Raw genomic sequence first — 23600 nt, 5'->3', positions numbered from 1 at the left:
TAAACAGAGAAAGGTAGTCAAAACATGAGATTATTATTTATCGGAGATATTGTTGGATCTCCAGGCAGAGAAATGGTGCAAAGCTATTTATCGAAATTAAAGTCAAAATATCAACCACATGTAACGATTGTAAATGGTGAGAATGCAGCAGCAGGTAAAGGAATAACCGAAAAAATTTATAAAAACTTGTTGGAATCTGGCGTTCAAGCGATTACGATGGGAAATCATACATGGGATAAGAAAGACATTTTCCAGTTTATTGATGAAGCAACTTACATGGTCCGCCCTGCTAATCTACCGCCTGGTACGCCAGGAAAGGAAGTAGTTTTTGTAAAATCTAATGGGAAAGAAATTGCAGTAATTAATATACTTGGCCGCACTTTTATGCAGCCAGCAGATGATCCTTTTCGTAAAATAGATGAACTGCTTAAACTTGCGAAAAAAAGAACCAATATCGTATTTGTAGATTTTCATGCAGAAGCGACAAGTGAAAAACAAGCATTTGCCTGGTATTTGGATGGTAAAGTAAGTGCTGTTGTGGGGACACATACACATGTACAAACAGCAGATAATCGTGTGTTGCCTAATGGAACAGCCTATATCAGTGATGTCGGTATGACTGGACCGTATGATGGGATATTGGGAATGGATAGAGAGGCCGTTATAAAAAAATTTTTAACTGGTTTACCTGTTCGATTTGAAGTTCCCAAATCCGGTCCGACACAATTAAGTGCAGTGGTTATTGATATAGATCCAGTGACTGGAAAATCCAAGCAGATTGATAGAGTACAAATCAATGATGATCATCCATTCTTCTCTTAAACAAGCCTTGACAGTACTGAGAAAACCTGACAAAAGATTTGAATTTTCTTATCTTATCCTTCATAATAAAAAGGAATATCTTTCATGTAGCTGAATATAGTAAAAGTGGGATAACAATAGGAATTGAAGGAGGTACTAGGGAATGGACATATTAAAAGTTTCAGCAAAATCAAATCCGAATTCTGTAGCAGGCGCACTTGCAAATGTCTTACGTGAACGTGGTTCCGCAGAAATTCAAGCAATTGGTGCTGGTGCATTAAATCAAGCAGTGAAAGCAGTTGCTATTGCTCGTGGTTTTGTAGCCCCAAGTGGAGTAGATCTCATTTGTATTCCGGCTTTTACTGATATCATGATTGATAATGAAGAACGTACGGCCATTAAACTTATTGTAGAACCAAGATAAGATCGATATAATGGATTAACCTGTTTGTTTCCGGACAAACAGGTTTTTTAGATAGGAGGAGAAGGGGAAATGATTGATTGTCATTGTGACGCACTTTGGAAAATGTGGTCAAAAGCCTATGAATTTGCAAATGACTCCCGTTTATCTGTAAATAGAGAGAAATGGCTGAACAGTAATGTCCAAGTTCAATGCTTTGCCATTTTTGTACCACCTGAAGTACCAATGGAAGCGAAATTCACGACAGGACTACAGATGATTGACCTCTTTTTCGACAAAATCATTCAACCATATCCCGAGATAAAATTTATTACGAATAAGCAAGAAATTCTCTCGCTAAAAAATACGGAACGTGGGGCTATACTTACATTGGAAGGGTTGGATTTAATTGGCAGTGATCTTTATAAGTTAAGGATACTACTACGTCTAGGTGTAAAAATGGTCGGACTCTCCTGGAATAATCCAAACCTTGTGACAGATGGAGTGATGGAGCAAAGAGGTGCTGGATTAACAGAGTTTGGGAAGGAAGTAATCCAGTTATTGAATCAATACAACATATGGACAGATTTAGCCCATATATCTTATAGTGGGTTTTTTGAGGCCGTTCAGTTAGCTGATTTTCCAATGGTCTCCCATGCAAACGTGCAAGCTGTTCATCCACATCCGCGTAATTTAGATGACAAGCAAATCCAGGTATTGATAGAAAAAGGGGGTCTAATTGGTATTAACTTTGTTCGCGAGTTCCTTACTACTAAGCAATACGTCACGTATGATGATATCTACCAGCATATTGATTATTTACTACATAAAGGCGCAGAAAAGAATATCATTTTTGGATCAGATTTTGATGGTAGTGATGACTTAGCAGATCAATTAAAGAACATTGATCAATATCCAGCCTTTATTTCCTATTTAAAAACTTTATTATCAGATTATACGCTAAATCGAATTACGTCCAACAATTTCGTTGAAAATTTACCATTCTAGGTAATTAGATTTTGTAATTCGTCTCTATATCCCATATAATAGATGAAGTAGTTTTTCTTGATCTTGTGAAAGGAGTTTTTAAAGAATGAACGAGAAACAACGATTAGAAAGTCAACAAATTAAGCAAAGTGATTCAACGGACGTAAAATCCGAACCGAATCGCAATTTAGACCGCTTAAAAAAGCTTTCAAGTGATGAATTAATATCAAAATATTTTCAAACTACCTATGAGCCACCAAACTTAAAGAAAGCCAGAAGTCGACGAAAAAAAGACGTAGATATTCATTATGATTTTGATATTCCTTTAGAGATGCGAGCTGTTGGAAAAGGGAAGAAATTTTTAATTCGTACTTATGGCTGTCAAATGAATGAACATGATACAGAGGTAATGGCAGGTATTTTGACGAATATGGGATATCAATCAACAGATAGTACGGATGATGCAGATATCATTTTATTAAATACTTGCGCAATTCGTGAGAATGCGGAAAATAAAGTGTTTGGAGAAATTGGGCACTTAAAGCCATTAAAAACAGAAAATCCTGATTTAATTATTGGTGTTTGTGGCTGTATGTCTCAAGAGGAATCAGTAGTAAACCGTATTTTGAAAAAGCATCCATTTGTCGATCTTATCTTCGGTACACACAATATTCATCGATTACCGAAACTAATCAATGAGGCAATGTTCGGTAAAGAAATGGTGGTAGAAGTGTGGTCAAAAGAAGGAGATATTATTGAAAATTTACCTAAGGTTCGTAATGGTAAGATTAAAGCATGGGTGAATATTATGTATGGGTGTGATAAGTTCTGTACATATTGCATCGTTCCATATACAAGAGGTAAGGAAAGAAGTCGTCGTCCAGAGGATATTATTCAGGAAGTTCGCCATTTAGCTGCCCAAGGTTATAAAGAAATTACTTTACTTGGACAAAACGTCAATGCTTATGGCAAGGATTTGGACATAGACTATGGTTTAGGGGACTTAATGGATGAAATCCGAAAGATTGATATTCCTAGAGTTCGTTTCACGACATCCCATCCTAGAGACTTTGATGATCATTTAATTGAAGTACTCGCAAAAGGTGGAAACTTATTAGATCATATTCATCTTCCAGTACAATCAGGTAGTTCAGAGGTTTTACGAGTTATGGCACGACGCTATACAAGAGAGGATTACTTAGAGCTTGTCCGCAAGATTCGAGAAGCTATGCCGAATGCTACATTAACAACAGATATTATTGTAGGATTCCCTAACGAAACAGATGAACAATTTGAGCAAACGATGTCATTAGTCGAAGAGGTAGGCTTTGAGAGTGCTTATACCTTTATCTATTCACCGAGAGAAGGTACACCAGCAGCTAAATGGGAAGATAATATTCCAATGGAAGTGAAAAAAGAAAGATTGCAACGTCTGAATGCATTAGTAAATAAACAATCTGCAGAGGCTATGAAACATTATGAAGGTAAAACGGTCAAGGTTCTTGTGGAAGGCGAAAGTAAAAAGGATCCAGACGTTCTTTCAGGATATACAGAACGTAATAAATTAGTTAATTTCAAAGGACCAAAATCTATTATTGGGGAAATCGTCGAAGTGAAAATCACGAATACCAAAACGTGGACATTAGATGGAGAATTAGTTGAGTCAGCAGTTGAGGTGAATTAATATGGCAAAATATACAAAAAAAGAGGTATTAGAAGAAGCGCATGATTTGGCTATGAAGATGGCCAGTATGGAAGAAATTGAGCGATTCAAGCAGTTAGAAGCAAAACTTAATGAAAGTACTAAAATTCAAAGTACGATTAAAAAAATCAAAGCATTGCAAAAGCAAGCAGTTAACTTTCAAGCATATGGTAAGGAAGAAGCCTTGAAAAAGGTAGAAAAAGAAATCGACCGATTACAAGCAGAAATTGACGAAATTCCTATCGTACAAGAATTTAAGGATACACAGGTTGTTATTAATGATATTTTACAATTAGTAACCAACACCATTGCTCGTGAAATTACCAATGAAGTCATTCGTTCAACTGGTGGGGACGTACTTGCAGGTACTACTGGTTCCAGTAAAAATGAACATTGTTAGTAAAAATGGAGCATCATTATAGAATTTCTATAGTGATGCTTTTATTAGCTTCTAGATATTGCTTTCAATGAAAAAATCCTCTCTTTTATGTACACATTTCTAGGCATTTGCATAGGATGGAGTAGAATCTATGGCCTACACTCCTTAAAAAGATTTAGGCACTATAGGTGAATATCTCGCATATGATGGAAATGAATTAAGAGGGAGGTTAACATTACATGTCTTTTCTTGACCAACAATACCGAGAAATTATTACGAAAGCGGTAATTGGCAAAGGTAGAAAGTTCAAACAAGATACGAATTATATTACACCAACTCATCGACCTTCAAGTATACTTGGCTGTTGGATTATAAATCATCACTATCATGCAAAACTTATCAACGACGAAACAGTTGAAATTAAAGGAAGCTATGATGCTAATGTATGGTATGCTTTCAATGATAATACGAAGACTGAGGTAGTTTCTGAACGAGTTGAATATTGCGATAAAATACCTTTATCCATTCGTGACAAACATCATCTAGGGGATGAATGTGAAGTAATTGCAAAGGTCATTCAGCAGCCTAATTGTTTAGAATGTACGATTGAAACAAAAGGAAATAAGATCAAAGTTGATGTAGAACGTGAGTTTCTTGTGGAAGTGGTTGGAGAAACGAAAGTTTGCGTAAAAGTTGATCCAGAAGGAAAAGTTTACGATGATGAAGAATGGGATTTAGCCATCTCAGATGATGAACTAGACTCGATCGATCCAGATTTTCTTGCAAATGATGAGGAAGAGTAATACTTACAGTGTGGCAATTTCCACACTGTATTTTTTTTGCAAAATCGTCCGTAAGCTCCTACTAATGGAAGACTCATGTATAAGAAACAAGCACTTATACAGAACGTTTAAGTGCTTGGCTTCCTATACAAATTGGCATATGTAACTTGAACCACCAGAAGCTAAGCAATGTCTCAAACCATACGATGGATGTTTGCTACATGGGATTCTCTTAATTACTTTCTTCTTTAGTAGGCCCCAAAACACCTGGAACAGTTAGTCCAGCTTGACGAAGGAGAACGGTCATTTGTCCGCGATGATGTGTTTGATGATCCACTAATTTCTTGAGTAAGGCACCACGTGGAACCATCGAACCAAAGCTTTCTACTTCTTCATTTAGTAACTCATCTGTTAACTGTTGTTCGACGGCTTCCTGTATATCGTTTACTATTTTCTTATAGGCATCTAAAATTGTTTGTACGTTATCTGGTATTTCCTGTTGAGAATTGGCTTTCACATCAAGTCCTACTAACCCTGCAAATAAAGCAGGAGATGTTGCTAAATGCCAGCCTAGCCATCCTAATGTGTTATGCCCCTGTACAATAGCTTGTTCGAGCTTATCATCTGTCATCGCTGCAAGAACCCTACTTGTTCCATCAGCTTCATTTTTCCAATCTACTAAAAAATCTTCTACCTTGCGATACATTCTATCAACTCCTTTTATAACATCTAGTTTAACTATATCAAATCTTCCTTTTTCTTTCATGTAATAGCTTTTGACTTCAACCTTTCTCAACTCTTCTTATTCTGTGTTATAATGTGGAATGAATGATAGCAATGTTGGAGGAAAAATAATGGGTTATACGCCGATGATACAGCAATATTTAAAAATAAAATCTGACTATAAAGATAGTTTTCTATTTTTTCGTTTAGGCGATTTTTATGAAATGTTTTTTGAAGATGCTAAGAAAGCTGCACAAGAACTAGAAATTACGTTAACAAGTAGAGATGGAGGAACAGCAGACAGAATTCCGATGTGTGGGGTACCGTACCACTCTGCCGAAAATTACATAAAAACATTAATAGAAAAAGGTTATAAGGTAGCCATTTGTGAGCAAGTGGAGGATCCAAAAGTGGCAAAAGGTGTAGTAAAACGGGAAGTGGTCCAATTGATCACACCTGGTACGGTGATGGAAGGAAAAATGCTAAATGACCGAGAGAATAATTATTTAGCAGCTATAGAAAAAATAGGTCCATCTACGTTTGCTTTTGCTTATTCTGACATGACAACAGGGGAAACCTTCGTAATGAAAATAACCAGAGGCTGGCAAGCAGTATTAAGTGAATTATTTAATCGCCCGATAAAGGAGGTTATTGTAGAGAAGGAGCTAGAGGAGGATTATCAACGCGAATTAATCGAAAAAATGCAATTGACGCTTTCTACCCCTCGTCACGAGAAATTTCCTGATAATATGCAGATATTAATTGAGGATGTAAGGAATAGAGAGCTACACGATATTTGTATGACACTATACAATTATCTCTTTCAAACTCAAAAACGTTCGTTTGAACATTTGAAGAAGGCGCAAGAAATTGAATTAGAAGCATACATGACCTTGGATATGTATTCCAAACGCAATTTGGAAATTACCGCTTCTATGATGAGAAAAGAAAAATTCGGGAGTTTGTTATGGGTCATTGATCGCACAGTAACGGCAATGGGGGCAAGAAAATTAAAAAAATGGCTAGAAAGGCCATTGCTCACAAGCTCGTTGATTGAAGCCCGTTTAGATATGGTAGAAGGTATTTATGATCAATTTATGGAACGAGAAGGTTTACGGGAAGCATTAAGATCTATTTATGATTTAGAGCGCCTATCAGGGAGGGTTTCCTTTGGAAATGTTAATGCACGTGATCTCATTCAATTAAAAAAATCATTAAAAAATGTTCCGTTGATACAACAATTACTACATCATTTTGATAATAAAGCACTAAATCAATTAGCAGAAGAGTTAGATTCCTTACCACAACTAACCAACTTATTGGAAGAAAGTATTATCGAGGAGCCACCATTATCGATTACAGATGGCAATATCCTAAAGGACGGATTTCATGCTACACTAGATCAGTATAGAGATGCCTCCCGTAATGGAAAGGACTGGATAGCAGAGCTAGAAAGAAAAGAGAAGCTAGCAACGAATATAAAGTCATTAAAGGTTGGCTTTAATAAAGTATTTGGGTACTATATCGAAGTAACAAAGGCCAATCTTCACCTTATTCCAGAAGGTAGATATGAAAGAAAACAAACTTTAACAAATGCAGAAAGATTTATTACGAATGATTTAAAAGAGAAGGAAAAACTGATACTAGAAGCAGAAGAAAAAAGCGTTGAGCTAGAATATCAATTATTTTTGGAAATTCGCGAGAAGGTAAAACAGTATATCCCTGCCTTACAAAAGCTAGCGGAACGAATTAGTGAAATCGATGTTCTACAATGCTTTGCAACGGTTAGTGAAGAGAATAATTATGTTCGCCCAACCTTCACAAATACTAATAGTGTTAAGCTTGTGGAAAGCCGTCATCCTGTAGTAGAAAAAGTCATGAAAGAAGAGGCATTTGTCCCAAATGATATTCAATTAGATGAAGATAAGTTTATGTTACTAATTACTGGGCCAAATATGTCTGGTAAAAGTACGTATATGAGACAATTAGCGCTCACTATCATCATGGCACAGGTTGGCTGTTTTGTTCCAGCAAAATCAGCGCAGCTTACTATATTTGATCAGATCTTCACTAGAATTGGTGCTGCAGATGATCTTGTATCTGGACAAAGTACATTTATGGTGGAGATGCTAGAGGCCAAGCATGCTGTTCAACACGCAACGAACAATAGTCTTATTCTACTGGATGAAATTGGTCGAGGCACGAGCACGTATGATGGAATGGCCATTGCTCAAGCGATTATTGAGCATATTCATGAGTATATCCATGCCAAGACCCTATTTTCTACACACTATCATGAGTTAACTAGTTTAGAAGAAAAGCTCAATGGGTTAAGAAATATTCACGTTCGTGCAGAAGAAATTAACGAGGAAGTCGTATTTCTACATCAAATTCATCAAGGTGCTGCGGATGAGAGCTATGGAATCCATGTCGCTAAGCTTGCTGGTTTACCCGATTCTTTGATCAATCGAGCCAACGTCATTTTAGAGCAATTGGAAAATAACGACAGCAGTATGACTCATCGTTCCATAGACTCTAAAGCATCTGATATAGAGCAGATGAGCTTCTTTGTGGAAGAGAAACCAATGAAGCAAAAAGAAAAACAAGCAGAGTCAGAACTTGTCAATAAGTTAAAAAAGTTAAACATTTTAGAAATGACACCAATGGAAGCAATGAATCAATTATATCAATTGCAAAAACAGGTAAAAAAGGGTTGATTCTATGATGAAAATTATGGAACTACCAGATTTTCTAGCCAATAAAATTGCGGCAGGAGAAGTAGTAGAACGCCCAGCTTCTGTCGTAAAGGAACTGGTAGAGAACAGTGTAGATGCCAAAAGTAACTGGATAAAAGTAGATATAGAAGAAGCAGGACTTCAAACCATTAAAGTAACAGATGATGGAGTGGGAATCCCGGCTGATCAATGTAAGAATGCTTTTCTACGACATGCAACAAGTAAGATTACGAATGAAAATGACCTTTTTCATGTGAAGACATTAGGCTTTAGAGGTGAAGCATTAGCAAGTATTGCCGCTGTTAGTAGATTGCGAATTCAGACTTCGACAGGTGAAGAGGCAGGAACCGTGCTGGAGCTGGAAGGTGGAGAGCTACAATCAGAAGGATATAGTGATGCGAGAAGAGGAACAGAGATTACGGTAAAAGACTTGTTTTTTAATACGCCTGCACGGTTAAAATATTTAAAAACCGTCCATACTGAATTAGGGCACATTACTGATATTATTAATCGGATGGCACTTTCCCACCCGGATATTCGTTTTGAACTAACACACAATGGTAAAAGAATTTTTCAAACTTCCGGAAAAGGGGACACATTACAAATTATTGCAGCCATTTATGGTTTTTCAGTAGCGAAAAAAATGATTCCAGTTAGAGCGCGGACAATGGATTATGAAGTGAAAGGGTATATTGCAAAACCAGAGATAACACGAGCGTCGAGGAATTATATTACAACGGTAATTAATGGGAGATATGTTCGTAGTATTGGTTTAGCAAAAGCGATTGCCAATGGATATCATACCTTTCTTCCGATTGGTCGTCAGCCTATCGTTGTATTACAAATCGAAATGGATCCAATCTTAATTGATGTAAATGTCCATCCAACCAAACTAGAGGTGCGTTTTAGTAAAGAAAAAGAGCTATTTGCAGCTGTTGAACAAATGATTAAGGATGCTTTTCATCAAGAAACCTTAATACCAAGTGGTGCACCTAAGTCTGTAGAAAAAGAAAAAACGGTCCAGCCACAGTTTTATTTCGAAGAATCCTCTCAGCCAACAGAGGAACAGCCAACTCCTCAAGAGGATAGTGCATCTAATTTTCAGATTAATGAAGGTCCTTTAGTAGAGCCAAACATCGAGCAACAACATGATGACAATATCGCAACATCTTCCGAGAAGATATTGCTTCATGAAAATTGGCTGGAACAGGACGAAAAACAAGAGATAGAAAACGAATCTATAGAGGAACGAGTACCGACACTCTATCCAATCGGACAGCATCATGGAACCTATATTCTAGCTCAAAATGATGAAGGGTTATATATCATTGATCAGCATGCAGCCCAAGAGCGGATAAAGTATGAGTTTTTCCGTGAAAAAATTGGGGAGGTAGAACGAGAACTGCAGGATTTACTTGTTCCAATCACATTTGAATTTACACAGCAAGAAGCACTGTTTATTGAACAATATTCGGAAGAGTTAAAGAGAATAGGTTTATTCTTTGAATCATTTGGCCATCATTCGTATCTTATCCGTTCTTATCCTAGCTGGTTTCCGAAAGGGGAAGAAGAGGAAATTATTCGTGAGATTATCGATCAATTAATACGAGATCAGAGAGTAAATATTCCTAAGTTAAGAGAAGAAGCAGCGATCCTCATGTCGTGTAAAAGATCGATAAAGGCGAATCATTATTTAAACTTGGAAGATATGCGAAGATTACTAGATGATTTAAGAGCTTGCGAGGAGCCTTTTACTTGTCCTCATGGACGACCGATTATTATTCAATTTACAAAATATGAAATGGAGAAAATGTTTAAACGAGTTATGTAAAAAGATGAAGAAATGATCGTTATCGTGTATACTAGTGATGATAGAAGTGTCACCCATGAAAGGGAGCAAGTATGAAGCAGAAAATAATCGTAGTAGTAGGCCCAACTGCTGTTGGTAAGACAGCTTTAAGTATTAAAGTTGCCAAAGAATTTAATGGAGAAATAATTAGCGGAGATTCCATGCAGGTATACCGTGAAATGGATATTGGTACGGCAAAAGTAACGGAACAGGAAATGGCTGGTATTCCTCACCATCTTATTGACATTTTAGATCCAGCAGACTCTTTTTCAGTTGCTGATTTTCAAAAAAGAGTTAGAGAATCCATTCGAGAAATTGCTGCGCGTAATAAAGCCGTGATTATTGCCGGTGGCACGGGTTTATATATCCAATCCGTACTTTATGACTATCAGTTCGCAGAGGAAGAACGTAATGTTATTTATCAGCAAAGAATTGAATCAGAAATCGAAACAAAAGGTATAGAAGCAGTTTATGAGAGATTAAAGCAAATCGATCCTGAACAAGCAGAGAAAATACATCTCAATAATAAGCGAAGATTAATAAGAGCATTAGAAGTATATGATCGGACAGGCAAGACGATGACAGAATACCAACAGGATCAGAATGAGATGCTCTATGATGCTTATATTGTTGGATTAGATATGGACCGAGCTGTATTGTATGATCGAATTAATGCAAGAGTGGATCAGATGGTAGAAGATGGCCTTTTAGAAGAAGTGAAGAAATTGCTTGATAATGGATATGAACACACACAGTCTATGCGTGGGATCGGATATAAGGAATTGATACCATATTATAAAGGCGAGATATCACTAGAAGGTGCCTTGGATCTTTTGAAAAGAAATTCTAGAAGGTTTGCCAAAAGACAATATACTTGGTTCAAAAATAAAATGCCGGTACAATGGTATTCCATACTTCCTGAGACGAAGGAGAAAGTTTTTCGAATTATTTTAAGTGATTTAGAAGGATTCCTAATAAAAAAATAGAATTAGTAAAGTATAGAGAAAAATGAGGAGGATTTGCAATGTCTCAATCAGTCAATATTCAAGACCAATACTTAAATCAATTACGAAAAGAACGCATTCCCGTTACGGTCTTCTTAACAAATGGTTTCCAATTAAGAGGAGTAGTAAAAGCTTTTGATAACTTTACTGTTCTGCTTGAAACTGAAGGTAAGCAGCAGTTAATTTTTAAGCATGCTATTTCTACATTTTCTCCCGCTAAAAATGTAACACTAGATAAGGAATAAAAAAGTGGCGCTATGATGAATAGCGCCATTTGATTTGAGTGATAAAAAGTAGGTGATCAGAATAGAACGAGTTTTGTTAATCGCAATTATGACAGAGAAAGACGAGAATGACCGATTTATCTATTCACTAGAGGAATTAAAGGCTTTAGCAAAAACAGCTGATGGTATGGTTGTCCATACCCTTACACAAAAACGAATCAATCCACATCCTGCTACATATGTCGGCGAAGGAAAGCTTGAAGAAATTAAAGCTATATGTGTAGAAGAAGAAATCGATGTGGTGATTGCCAATCATGAGTTATCTGGGGGGCAAATTCGGAATCTTCAGGATTACCTTGAAGTTCGAATTATTGACAGAAGTCAGCTTATTCTAGATATATTCGCCGCAAGAGCGCAAACAAGGGAAGGAAAATTGCAAGTTGAATTAGCGCAATATGCGTACATGCTTCCAAGATTACGTGGTCAGGGTACCGATCTCTCGAGACTAGGGGCTGGAATTGGAACAAGAGGTCCAGGTGAAACAAAGTTAGAAACAGATCGCAGACATATCCAAAGGAGAATGGATGAGCTTAAGTATCAATTAAAGTCAGTTGTCAATCAAAGGGAACAGTATCGTAGTAAAAGAAGGAAAAATCACTTGTTGCAAATTGCTATTGTCGGTTATACGAACGCAGGGAAATCAACCATTTTTAATGCCTTGACTCGAAGTGAGTCATTACAGGAAGATAAGTTATTTGCAACACTTGATCCGTTGACAAGAAAGCTACGACTTCCAAAAGGATTGGAACTAATCTTAACAGATACAGTTGGTTTTATTCAGGATTTACCAACATCACTAATCGCAGCATTTCGGTCGACTTTAGAAGAGGTAAAAGAAGCTGATGTAATCTTACATGTTATCGATGTAGCAGCACCAGATAAAGAGGATCATGAAGAAACGGTATTACAGCAATTAAAGGAACTAGAAGCTAGTGAAATACCGGTATTGACCATCTATAATAAAAAAGATTTGATCGATTCGGATGATTTTATCCCACATAGCCATCCATATTATTTAATGAGTGCGAGGAATGAGGCAGATTTATTACAATTAAAGGAAAAAATCGAAGCATTTCTTTCCGAACAAATGCAGCCATATCAATGTCTTATTCCTGAAAGTGAAAGTCGAACACTTAATCGTTTAAAAAAGCATTCTATTATAGATGAATTGGCTTATCAGGAAGTAACAGAGGGCTATTTAGTGAAAGGCTTTGTCGACCAAAGCCATCCCATTATGCGTGAAATAAAGGAGTTCCAGCAACAATGACGATTTCAGAAGAAATTAAAAAAATAGAGAAACAAATTGAGCCATATTTGCAAAGAATACAAGCAAACGAATTATATAACCAGAAGAAGGTGTTAGAAGCGTTCCAAAAGCTAGCGGTAAGTGACAGTGATTTTAATCCAACTACTGGCTACGGTTATGACGACTATGGAAGAGATAAGCTAGAAGCGGTATATTCCTCGGTGTTCAAAGCCGAGGATGCCCTTGTTCGCCCACAAATCTCCTCCGGTACCCATGCCATAACATTAGCGCTATTTGGTGTGCTTCGCCCAAATGATCAACTGCTTTACATAACAGGTAAGCCCTATGATACGTTAGAACAAGTAATTAAATCAGATGATAGAAAGGGAGGGGCGTTAGAAGACTTTGGCATTGAGTATGATTATGTTCCACTGCTTGATGGGGACATTAATATGAAGGAAGTAGAAAAATCTATCCAGTCAAATACAAAGGTTGTCGCCATTCAACGCTCTAAAGGATATGATAGTAGACCATCACTTTCTATTGAAAAAATAGAAAAAGCAATCGAAGAGCTTAGGAGAATAAAAAAAGATCTGATCATTTTCGTAGATAATTGCTATGGCGAATTTGTAGAGACGAAGGAACCCCTAGAAGTTGGTGCAGATATCATCGCAGGTTCTTTAATCAAAAACCCAGGTGGAGGGATCGCGAGAACGGGAGGCTATGTAGCAGGAAAAAAAGAATTAGTGGAAATGGCTGCATTTCGTTTAACTGCACCTGGAATCGGGAAAGAAATTGGTGCAAGCCTTGGCATGCTTCAAGAAATGTATCAAGGATTATTCTTAGCACCACATACCGTGAGTGAGGCACTTCGCGGTGCTGTCTTTTCTTCTTATGTATTGAATTCACACGGTTTTCGTACTTCTCCTAGTTATCATGAGAAAAGAACAGATCTCATTCAATCGGTAGAGTTTGATACAGCAGAACAGATGATTCAATTTTGTCAGACCATTCAAACTCAGTCTCCGATTAATTCACATGTAGTACCATATCCTGCACCAATGCCTGGATACGAAGATGAGGTAATTATGGCGGCAGGCACATTTATGCAAGGTGCAAGCTTGGAATTAACTGCCGATGGTCCGATTCGTCCACCTTATATTGCTTTTGTTCAGGGTGGCTTAACTTATGCTCATGTTAAATTAGCCGTCACAAGTGCAATTTATAGCATCAAGAATGATTCACCATTTTATATGTAAGGTTTTCTAACATCCCTTGACAGATAACCTGCATAATGTATAATAAGTATATCATAATTTTATAGAAAGGGGTTTATGTAATGAGCGAAATCGATCGACGTTCTATGCCCTTATTTTCTATCGGAATTGTAAAGTCCTTGACAGGGCTAACAGCAAGACAAATCCGTTATTATGAGCAACACCAATTAATTCATCCTTCTCGCACAGAAGGTAATCAACGTCTTTTTTCGTTTAATGATGTAGATCGTCTATTGGAGATTAAAGAGTTGATTGAAAAAGGAATTAATTTGGCTGGCATTAAACAAGTATTGTTGATCAAGGAAATGCCAAAAACGGAAGAAAAGAAAGTAAGCGAAGAAGAATTATCGGAAAAAGAACTTCGCAAAATCCTGCAAAAAGAATTAATGGATGCGGGCAGATTGGGCAAAACTTCGTTAAGACAGGGAGAACTATCTAGGTTCTTCCATTAAACAATAAAGGAGAGAATAAATGAATGGGATTAACTAAAGAAGAGATCAAACGCAAAATTGCAGAAGAAAATGTCAAGTTTATTCGTTTACAGTTTACAGATTTACTTGGAACAATTAAGAATGTAGAAATTCCTCTAAGCCAATTAGACAAAGCTTTGGATAATCAAATGGTCTTTGACGGATCTTCTATTGAAGGATTTGTTCGAATTGAAGAATCTGATATGAAACTATATCCAGATTTAGACACATTTGTTGTATTCCCTTGGACATCAGAAAAAGGTAAAGTAGCACGTTTTATTTGTGATATTTACAATACTGATGGTACTCCTTTCTCTGGCTGCCCGCGTTATAACTTGAAACGCAATTTAAAAATTGCAGAAGACTTAGGTTTTACCGCATTTAATATTGGTACGGAGCCTGAATTTTTCTTATTTAAGCTTGACGAAAAAGGGGATCCTACTCTTGAATTAAATGATAAAGGTGGCTATTTTGACCTTGCTCCAACAGATTTAGGTGAAAATTGCCGGCGTGATATTGTATTAGAATTAGAAGAAATGGGATTTGAAATAGAGGCTTCTCACCACGAAGTAGCTCCAGGTCAACATGAAATTGACTTTAAATATTCCGATGCTCTTAAACATGCCGATGATATTCAAACATTCAAGTTAGTAGTAAAAACCATTGCACGTAAGCACGGTTTGCATGCAACATTTATGCCAAAACCATTATTCGGTGTCAATGGATCTGGTATGCACTGTAATATGTCTTTGTTTAAAGGAAAAACGAATACATTCTTAGATGAGAATGGTCCTTTACAATTAAGTGATACGGCTTATCAATTTATTGCTGGTACGATTAAGCATGCCCTTTCCTTTACTGCGGTAACAAACCCAACAGTAAACTCTTATAAACGTTTAGTACCGGGCTATGAAGCACCTTGTTATGTGGCATGGTCTGGATCAAATCGTAGTCCATTAATTCGTGTTCCTTCTTCCCGTGGTGCAAGTACAAGAGTGGAAGTTCGTAGTGTAGACCCTGCGGCGAACCCTTACTTAGCTTTATCTGTGCTATTAGCTTCTGGTTTAGATGGTATTAAAAATAATCTAGAAGCACCAAAAGCAATTGATCGCAATATTTATATTATGGACAAAGAAGAAAGAGAAGCTAATGGTATTCAAGATTTACCTGCAACATTAGCTGATGCTTTAGAAGAATTGAAAAAAGACGAAGTAATCATTGAAGCATTAGGTGAACACCTATTTGAACACTTTATCGAATCAAAAGAAATTGAGTGGGACATGTTCCGTACACAAGTTCACCCTTGGGAAAGAGAACAATACATTTCCGCATTTTAAGGAAGGAAACTCCTTGACACTTCTGGTGTTGAGGGGTTTTTGTTTTGTGTTTAAAATTGTCTTATTTTAAGCACCCACGAACTCACCCACGAAACACCCACAAAAATTAATCATCATTTGATAATGTGATTTGATTAAAATGTGCTTCATAGTGTTTTATACTGCATAAAGCTTATTTAATGAGTTATGCAGAGATTGCTGAAGAATTAGAAATTGGTAAAAGTACTGTACAATAATATATTGAAAGAGTTAAGAATAAATTAAATATCAATTCAAAAAACTTGCTAATCTCTTGATCTATTACTTTTTATATAAAGCTAAATTTTACCGATAAGTAAAATAGGAGGTGTTTCTATGAATTCAGAAGATATTAGAGATATTTTATTAAATAGTAGTGAGAAAGACATAGTAACTAACTTTCAAACAATTTTTGGATTGAAGAATGGAAGTTCAAATTCAATTATACATTTAAATGAAATACGAAAATTGAGTTTATCTACTATTACATTAGGGATTGCTAGAATGGAAAAGATTGAACAAGAGCTGGATTATTCAAAATATATGCCATTTTTAATAGCTTTATTAGCAATTTATATTGGGATATTTAACAGTATTGAGTTTGAAATTAATTTATTAATGCCTTTGATTAATTTAATTGGATTCGGTATCTTTTTTTTACTTTTTATAAAAAGTATAAAAAAGGAGTAGATAGAAGAGCCTCAGCGATCTACCTGAAAAGTATACTGCAACAAGTTAAAGAAGAGAAAGTACGAGGAATGAAAATTAAATGAATTTACGAATTTTAAAGTCGTGAAGGGCTTACTTAGTGAAAGGGGATGTTAATGGATATTAAATAAACGTGTTATATGGTAATAACTCATTCTCAACTTAAAAAACAATATATAGAAATATTTACGAAATATTAGGTGTAGATTATAATATTTCTATTAAATGTAAAATTTTGAAATTTAGGGAGGGTTATTATGAAAAAGAGTTTTGTTTATTTAAGTGCTTTAACTTCATTTATGTTACTGCTTTCGTTTTTATTGCCTACAGTTTTATTAGCTAAGGAAGAAGTTAAGAATTGGGTTGATATTGTAGAAGAAGACAATTCTATTACATACGAAGAAAATCCTGAGCTATTCGATAGTCTACAAGAGCTAGATTGGAAGAATATTAAGAGTGATGATGAGCAATCACTTGAAAATATTGATGAAGAGATTGAATCTGGATCTATTGTACGACCATTTTTTTGGGGTTTGGTAGCACGACTAGTTATTAGTGGTGGAAAATATGTAATCAAATGGGGTTCTAAAGTATTTAAAAAAGCACCTAAATCAAAAGTCACAAATGCTTTAAAATCCTTTAAAACAGGAAGTTATACATTTAAACTAACCAAAACAGATATGAAACATATGTTAAAAAGACACCATCCAAAGTATTGGAATGGTACGGTAAAGAAAAACCAAACTTTTTATAATCCAAATTTATCAGTTAATCAAGTGAAAAATATTGCTTTAAGCATTGCGAAGCAAAACATTAAGATCAAAAGGGACAAATTCAACGTTCCAAGTACAAGGAAAAGTAAATGGTGTTAAGTATGTTTTAGGAATAACTAGAGGACATATAAAACAACTATATCCAAAGTAAAAAGCGAGGTTGTTTAAATGGATATAAAAAATTTCTATCTTGTAAAAGAAATCTATGATTTAGAGGCTTTGAAAAGAGAACCAGAAGAATATATTGGTGGTTTTAATAATAACTTTTTGGTTGAATTTATTGAGAAGAATAGAAATAAATACGTAGAAAATGGAATTTTGCTATTAGAAGGAAGTGTTATATTTTCATCTAATAATAAAGAAATTGGTCAAATTCCTCTTTTTGATGACTTACCTACCATTTATTCCTACTACTTGAATGCAATTGAAGAATATATGGAACATGGAGTAGCCAATTTTTACTATCCTAGTCAACCGATTGAAGTAAGAATAGAAAAACAAAATGCTAGACAAGCAAAGATAAACATAGATGAAGATTCTTTGGTAGTTAACGAACAAATATTTTTAGAATCCTTCATTAATAACTCACAAAATTTTTTTGGTATTTTGGCAAATCAATTAAAACTAAAAAACTACCAACATGAACTTGCTCAAATAGAGAATATAAAGAAGAGACTCGTTAAATAAATAGAATTGAAAAAAGATTTAAGCACTCCTAAACGAGTGCTTTTATTTATGGACTAAAAAGGAGTGAGGAGCTATGTAAAATGACTAATTTAACAGAGAAACAAAGACGGTTGCAGACAAGTATATCAGAACAGGAAATGTGGCAGCATCTTATAAGGTCGCTTATCCAAATGTAAAGAAGGATTCAGCAACAAGATCTTGTGGAAGTAGATTGCTAACAAATGCTAACGTAAAAAACCTATATTTACAAGCGTTTGGAAGAATTGAAAAAAGAATCTATTTCCGAACAAGATGATAACCTGCAATTTCTCACTTCTGTGATGCGTGGAGAACATACGGAATAGATTCCAGTGGGTATTGGCGGAAGGTGCCCAGCAATTAGAGGATAAGGATCCTTACTTAAAGGACAGAGTAAAAGCAGTTGAATTGCTTGGAATGCGTTATGTCATGTGGACCGATAAGCTCAGCTGTATTTAATTGATCTGATCGGTAATATCTTAACCACATATCCTCCCTCAATGAATTAAATTATTCTTAGAATTTCATCGTTTTACTTCCAATATCTCTTGATTCTTTGAAGTGCATGGCAAGTCATTTTACTTTTATTATATAATCATGATAAATATGGAATTTAATAGTCATAGCCTACTGGAGAGAATGGATCCATTTCCATTAAATGGATTTACTGATATGATCGCACAATGGATCTCCACTATTTCATGGCGGTGAACCCTCCCACGTCTCTCGGCGTCTTTGCGCGTAAATTCCTTCGTTCGACCTGACCATGGTGGAGGCCGGAAATGCTCCTATAGTGGGTCTATGCCCTAATGGATAAAATAACGACCGGCTACTCCGTGCTTCAATTGTCAAGAATGTTTTTTGTAAACGATGTTCTACTTTCTATTAAGCGACTTTCTGTTTGTTCGAAATCATTGGGATATCCCGAAGCATTCGTTCTTCACTGAATGCGCATTGGCGTGTTCCTATCGTGAAAAATATCTTAATTAGTTTCCTGCTTAATGCGATAAACGATTGTTTACCTGACAACGGATTATTCGATCGATAGCGATAGTATTGGTGCAGCTGTTTAAAACCTTCATTGTGTAACGATAAGGGTCTTGCCACTTGATACAATAAATTCCGCAATCTTTTGCGTCCACGTTTGGTGATGGTTGTCTGTCCTTTGAATAAACCTGATTGATTCATCTTTAAGTTCAATCCCGCTAATTTTATGATTTGGCGTGGATCTTGATAATTAGATAAATCACCAACTTCTGCGTAAAATCCAGCGACAGTGATGACACTTACCCCTTTAATTGCTAACATTTGATCAGCACCAGGAAGATGGAGAACGAGTTCTTCCAGTTGTGCTTCCAGAGCGATTAATCGTTCTTCCAACATCCTATACTGATCAAGAAGATACCGAATTTCTTGGCGTGCCATGCTTAAACCTACCTTCAGGCCAATACTATTCTCAGCTGCTTCTTTTAAAGCTTGGACACGTTTGATGCCAACTGCTCGTGTCGCAGCCTGTTTCACCTCGGAAAGCAATGCTTCTTCGGATGTTTTTCGAATATCTTCTGGCAAATAGCCCTTATCTAATAAATGGAGGGCAGCTTTTCCCGTCCAGTCTTTAAAGACGGTCAGAAATTCTGGGAAATATCGATCGAGTGCATTTTGCATTTGCGCTTTAATGGACGCTACATCCTCTTGAATGATGTCATACAGCTTCATGCCTTCCCGCAATTCTGCGTACACGTCCTCGGGTAAAGTAGGCTCATGATAACGACCGTCACGCATGATTTGTGCAATTACTTTCGCATCCTTTGTGTCATTCTTTGTTGGGGAGTCGTCGTCCATTTCCTTGAATCGCTTTACCTTCATCGGATTCACAACCACCACGGATACTGCTTGTGCTTTCAAATAATAGGCTAAATTAAGCCAATAGTGACCAGTTGGTTCCATCCCAATCATGAGGTTTGGTCGACCATGTTCTTCTGACAAGTTTTTGGCCCAATCTATCAGCTCGGAGAAACCTTGATAGGAATTCGTGAAGACAAGCCGTTTCACCAGATCTCGTCCACGATCATCTATCGCCCGAGCGACATGTTTGCGTTTCGCTACATCTACTCCAATAATTAATGTTTCTTCATTGATTTGCGCAATTCGCTTATTTTGTGTAAAATCCATACTAGAAGTCCTCCTTCGGTACTTAATTCGAGGTCATGCATGACACTCTCTATCGTACCAGGGGGGCTTTTTTTATGCATTTCTCAAATTCAGTGATTATCCCTCAAATTTTCTTATAACAGGAGCTTCTATAGAGTTTTTCCTTTTGTTATGGTAAAAAAGTATATCTACTTTCTTATGGTAGTGAATAGAACAAGCTCACCCTTGGGAAAGAAAACAATACATTTCCGCATTTTAATGAAGGAAACTCCTTGACACTTCTGGTGTTGAGGGGTTTTTGTTTGGTTATGGACATATTTGGATATTATGTCCCCATATGCTTTACTCCAAATTCGCCTCATAAAATTTATTGATGCTTTGTGTTTTCGTGATTCTTCCAAGGCATCCTTTTTGTATTTTGGAAATCCTGTTGTATATTTTGCTTTTTATACAATTATTCATACCGAAACTAACTAATATTGTCTCTTTTGTCGTAAGTGATGAAAAAGAGTGATGGACTATGTAATGGAGATACAAAAAGGAGGTTACTTCCTATCTGTATTCCCCATAATAAGAGGTTTTATGGGTGCGAGATCATTATTATATTAATAACCATAACCACCATAGAAGGATGCGCCAATAATAATTAGTAGAATAAACAATACGACAATCAATGCAAAGCCACCACCGTAGCCATAACCAGTACCACCGCTCATAGTAAGAAACACCTCCTTGAGCTCAGATAGTGTATTGTATGTTTATTTTTAAAAGTTGTAACGGGCAGGTGTCACCTAAACTCTAAAATAAATGGAGCTTGGTGAAAAGAGAATTGAAAAAGATGGATGATTATGATCTGGAAGGTTTATTGAGTATTGTTATGATTTTTTTAATAATTATACCTGTTATTAACCCAGGCAAAACAAACAATATCGGAAGCCATACTGGCCCCAATAACACCCCGAATATAGTTAAGTTTGAAGAAAGAATCAACCCAACTGTTACAAAAAATGCAGAAAACACATATGGGAGAAAAGAATAATGACTTTTTCCCCCACCTGCATCTTTCACTGCATCCCACATAGAAAAAAATATAGACATGGGTAAAACATCAACCACTGATAGTTTGCATGGTTTATGGCATTCCCGATCTCGCCATGGAAACTAAAAAGTATGATTTGATTAAAATTAGCTTGTACATTAATCAGAATTTCAATTATCAAAAGAAATGTTCCTTTAAATAACTTACCGTTTAAATACTGTCCAAACCCCGGAAAAGCGATACTCCACATTAGTTTTTCAACAACACTCTTATTCATTGGTACAGACCTTCTTAAAAATGTTCTTATTATTTTATTTATCTTTTGCAATCTCTTTTCTATTTGGAGCGAGTGGTGGTTGTTCTAACCATTTATTTTTCGTCATAATATTAAACCATTCTTTCGTAACCATTAAACTTTTTAAGATGGTTTGTTCATAATTCAGAACTAGGTCTGTTCGCATTGCTGTTGCAAGTCCAGCCCCATGGAAGGCTTGTGCGGTTTGTAATAGAAAACCTATATGATATACCATCAATTTATCTGAGAAAGGTGAATCTTGGGAGGTTGTGATCTCTGATTCCCATGACATTGGTACAGGTAAATTATCTTGATGCAATATTTCCCCAAATGACTGAATTTGCTTATCAGATGTTTTCTGTGCTAACTTTAAAAATTTTCTAACTTCTTTTGATTGTGCTACTTGACTGAATCCAATGGAAAGGGATTTTTCCATTATCTTTTTCTTAATGTTAAAAGAGATGCTAATTATTTCTGTTGCAGCCAAAGGACGTTGATCCCCAAAATACCCATCCAAAAATTGTTGTCCCGAAATAAAATCTGGGTTTATTTCAGGATAAAAATACGGATCTCTTTGGAAATGTCCCTTTTCTAATAGTAATTCAATTGTTTGATGGTACATTTTTTTACCACTATCGATGCATAAATCATAAAAATCTCTTAAATCTTTTCTCACTGAAGTACTGAATGAAGTCGTATGCCCTATTAACCCATGCAATGTCATAATGTGCAAATAATGTAGACAGAAAATGTCCGAGAATAACCTTTTTGCCTCTTTATTAAGATCTGCTTCTGTAAATCCAATCGGTACAGGGAATCCTTCATTTTCGATAAAGGTTGAAATCTGTTTCTTTTGGCTACCAAAAGTTTCTATAGCATCTTCAAAAAGAGTTTTTATTTGTTCGTCTTCTATGATAGATAACATATATTTGTTTACAATATCAACGACTGTTCCATTTACATATTCTCCCCACAATGTTCCAATTTCAGCTGATGTGAGCCTTAAATCCTCTTTATCCAAATGATCACCTCTTATACTATGTTAAACGAATTATTTAGTTATATTATTGACAAATAAGAAATATTTATGTTGGACAAATTTATTGAGTTGTCTAAATTCATACAAACACTCCTGGGATTTAAGGCGCTCACAACAACACCCACAAAAATTAATCATCATTTAATATATAATTCGAAATATATATCTTTTATAATTTTATCCAAACTATAAAAGCAATGCGATGATGAATACTGCTATTTTTCAACGCCAATCACCAAAAAAGTGGTGGGATTTTGTATTTTTATGAATATACTGGCTCAAAACTACTCAAAATACATATGTAATTAAACGAAGGAGTGAGTTATTTGGGTATTTTAAGTGGATATCAACAAAAAGAACCTCTACACTATGGTGAAGTTTTTAGTCTTTGGAGTTTCCTAGCAGTAGCTAAAGGAAATTCTTCCAGTTATCAGACCATGTATAACCATGCTGGAGATAAAGACTTAAAACGTTTGTTAGAAGAACTTGTACAAGGAAGTAAACAGGAGACTCAAGAAATAGAGGAAATACTTAAGGTCAATGGGGTTGCTCTTCCACCTGCTCCACCAGATAAATCTGTTGCCGATTTAGAAGATATTCCGGTTGGTGCAAGATTGAACGATCCAGAAATCAGTTCAGCCATCTCTTTGAACATTTCTCAAGGTCTTGTTGCATGTAGTCAAGCCATTGGACAATCTATACGTGAAGACATTGCCATGTTATTTGGACAGTTCCATATGAGCAAAGTCCAAGTTGGAGCAAAAGCCCTTCGACTAAATAAAGAAAAAGGATGGTTAATCGTTCCACCGTTGCACAAGAAAATCTAAAATAAACTAACAGTGTTTCAGTATTTTAAGTCGACCCCTCTTTTAGAATTATGTTCAGTCCTTATCCTT

23 protein-coding genes and 1 pseudogene are annotated in these 23600 nt (G+C 35.9%); 19 read left to right on the top strand and 5 right to left on the bottom strand.

Features of this window, described 5'->3' with window-relative positions; translation table 11 throughout:
- The first annotated feature begins 24 nt into the window (after positions 1-24).
- From ACZ5N5_RS16425 to ACZ5N5_RS16400, 6 genes are all read left to right on the top strand, one after another.
- Entirely contained in the window at positions 25-822 is a 798-nt protein-coding gene (locus ACZ5N5_RS16425; RefSeq protein ID WP_109984391.1) for a TIGR00282 family metallophosphoesterase, read from the top strand.
- A 142-nt stretch (positions 823-964) separates the two neighbouring features.
- Positions 965-1225, top strand: coding sequence for a stage V sporulation protein S (locus ACZ5N5_RS16420; protein ID WP_003468886.1), 261 nt, complete (start codon positions 965-967; stop codon positions 1223-1225).
- A 69-nt stretch (positions 1226-1294) separates the two neighbouring features.
- On the top strand, positions 1295-2209 hold the full coding sequence (locus ACZ5N5_RS16415; protein ID WP_464372787.1) for a dipeptidase: 915 nt from the start codon (positions 1295-1297) through the stop codon (positions 2207-2209).
- 85 nt (positions 2210-2294) lie between these two features.
- A complete protein-coding gene (miaB, locus tag ACZ5N5_RS16410) occupies positions 2295-3872 on the top strand; it encodes a tRNA (N6-isopentenyl adenosine(37)-C2)-methylthiotransferase MiaB (protein ID WP_109984389.1) in 1578 nt (525 codons plus the stop codon).
- Position 3873: 1 nt separating this feature from the next.
- Positions 3874-4290, top strand: a complete 417-nt coding sequence (locus tag ACZ5N5_RS16405; RefSeq protein WP_277677873.1) for a YlbF/YmcA family competence regulator — start codon at positions 3874-3876, stop codon at positions 4288-4290.
- Positions 4291-4508: 218 nt separating this feature from the next.
- Positions 4509-5072: an outer spore coat protein CotE gene (locus ACZ5N5_RS16400; RefSeq protein WP_054788851.1), complete on the top strand. Its 564-nt coding sequence runs from the start codon at positions 4509-4511 to the stop codon at positions 5070-5072.
- A gap of 211 nt (positions 5073-5283) precedes the next feature.
- Here the strand turns inward: ACZ5N5_RS16400 and ACZ5N5_RS16395 are convergent, their stop codons facing one another.
- Entirely contained in the window at positions 5284-5757 is a 474-nt protein-coding gene (locus ACZ5N5_RS16395; RefSeq protein WP_054788865.1) for a DinB family protein, read from the bottom strand.
- Between the two features lie 148 nt (positions 5758-5905).
- Between ACZ5N5_RS16395 and mutS the strand changes: the two genes are divergently transcribed.
- The 12 genes from mutS (at position 5906) to ACZ5N5_RS16335 (ending at position 18162) form a co-directional block, all read left to right on the top strand.
- Positions 5906-8491 (top strand): DNA mismatch repair protein MutS, encoded by a 2586-nt coding sequence (mutS, locus tag ACZ5N5_RS16390; RefSeq protein WP_464372786.1) that lies wholly within the window; start codon positions 5906-5908, stop codon positions 8489-8491.
- A gap of 7 nt (positions 8492-8498) precedes the next feature.
- The gene (gene mutL, locus ACZ5N5_RS16385) at positions 8499-10340 is read left to right on the top strand and encodes a DNA mismatch repair endonuclease MutL (protein ID WP_464373792.1); all 1842 of its coding nucleotides are present in this window, start codon (positions 8499-8501) and stop codon (positions 10338-10340) included.
- Positions 10341-10411: 71 nt separating this feature from the next.
- On the top strand, positions 10412-11344 hold the full coding sequence (gene miaA / locus ACZ5N5_RS16380; RefSeq protein WP_464372785.1) for a tRNA (adenosine(37)-N6)-dimethylallyltransferase MiaA: 933 nt from the start codon (positions 10412-10414) through the stop codon (positions 11342-11344).
- A gap of 38 nt (positions 11345-11382) precedes the next feature.
- A complete protein-coding gene (hfq, locus tag ACZ5N5_RS16375) occupies positions 11383-11607 on the top strand; it encodes an RNA chaperone Hfq (RefSeq protein ID WP_054788850.1) in 225 nt (74 codons plus the stop codon).
- A gap of 52 nt (positions 11608-11659) precedes the next feature.
- Positions 11660-12913, top strand: a complete 1254-nt coding sequence (gene hflX, locus ACZ5N5_RS16370) for a GTPase HflX (RefSeq protein WP_464372784.1) — start codon at positions 11660-11662, stop codon at positions 12911-12913.
- Positions 12910-14151 (top strand): methionine gamma-lyase family protein, encoded by a 1242-nt coding sequence (locus ACZ5N5_RS16365; protein ID WP_054788849.1) that lies wholly within the window; start codon positions 12910-12912, stop codon positions 14149-14151. The genes hflX and ACZ5N5_RS16365 overlap by 4 nt, the downstream gene beginning before the upstream one ends.
- A gap of 80 nt (positions 14152-14231) precedes the next feature.
- The gene (locus tag ACZ5N5_RS16360; protein WP_109984385.1) at positions 14232-14621 is read left to right on the top strand and encodes a MerR family transcriptional regulator; all 390 of its coding nucleotides are present in this window, start codon (positions 14232-14234) and stop codon (positions 14619-14621) included.
- Positions 14622-14644: 23 nt separating this feature from the next.
- Positions 14645-15976, top strand: coding sequence for a type I glutamate--ammonia ligase (glnA, locus tag ACZ5N5_RS16355; protein ID WP_464372783.1), 1332 nt, complete (start codon positions 14645-14647; stop codon positions 15974-15976).
- Between the two features lie 179 nt (positions 15977-16155).
- Positions 16156-16212: a hypothetical protein gene (locus tag ACZ5N5_RS16350; RefSeq protein ID WP_464373791.1), complete on the top strand. Its 57-nt coding sequence runs from the start codon at positions 16156-16158 to the stop codon at positions 16210-16212.
- A gap of 118 nt (positions 16213-16330) precedes the next feature.
- Positions 16331-16684 (top strand): hypothetical protein, encoded by a 354-nt coding sequence (locus ACZ5N5_RS16345; RefSeq protein ID WP_464372782.1) that lies wholly within the window; start codon positions 16331-16333, stop codon positions 16682-16684.
- Between the two features lie 275 nt (positions 16685-16959).
- Positions 16960-17574: a hypothetical protein gene (locus tag ACZ5N5_RS16340; protein WP_464372781.1), complete on the top strand. Its 615-nt coding sequence runs from the start codon at positions 16960-16962 to the stop codon at positions 17572-17574.
- A 69-nt stretch (positions 17575-17643) separates the two neighbouring features.
- Complete coding sequence (locus ACZ5N5_RS16335) at positions 17644-18162, top strand: hypothetical protein (protein ID WP_464372780.1); 519 nt, start codon at positions 17644-17646, stop codon at positions 18160-18162.
- Between the two features lie 903 nt (positions 18163-19065).
- Here ACZ5N5_RS16335 and ACZ5N5_RS16330 read toward each other — a convergent pair.
- The 4 genes and pseudogenes from ACZ5N5_RS16330 to ACZ5N5_RS16315 form a co-directional block, all read right to left on the bottom strand.
- Positions 19066-20352 (bottom strand): IS110 family RNA-guided transposase, encoded by a 1287-nt coding sequence (locus ACZ5N5_RS16330; RefSeq protein WP_464372779.1) that lies wholly within the window; start codon positions 20350-20352, stop codon positions 19066-19068.
- 584 nt (positions 20353-20936) lie between these two features.
- Positions 20937-21047 carry a YjcZ family sporulation protein gene (locus tag ACZ5N5_RS16325; protein ID WP_109984380.1) on the bottom strand — a complete coding sequence of 37 codons (111 nt, stop codon included), beginning with the start codon at positions 21045-21047 and terminating at the stop codon, positions 20937-20939.
- Positions 21048-21177: 130 nt separating this feature from the next.
- Positions 21178-21647 (bottom strand): annotated as a pseudogene (locus ACZ5N5_RS16320) (hypothetical protein).
- Between the two features lie 34 nt (positions 21648-21681).
- A complete protein-coding gene (locus tag ACZ5N5_RS16315) occupies positions 21682-22686 on the bottom strand; it encodes a DUF3231 family protein (RefSeq protein WP_109984378.1) in 1005 nt (334 codons plus the stop codon).
- Positions 22687-23030: 344 nt separating this feature from the next.
- Here ACZ5N5_RS16315 and ACZ5N5_RS16310 point away from each other — a divergent pair, with 344 nt between their 5' ends.
- Positions 23031-23531: a DUF3231 family protein gene (locus tag ACZ5N5_RS16310; RefSeq protein WP_054789308.1), complete on the top strand. Its 501-nt coding sequence runs from the start codon at positions 23031-23033 to the stop codon at positions 23529-23531.
- Positions 23532-23600 lie beyond the last annotated feature (69 nt).

This window comes from Gracilibacillus sp. JCM 18966 (assembly GCF_055392695.1).
Note: the sequence above shows the minus strand (reverse complement) of the source record. Positions and strands in the feature narration are given on the sequence as shown.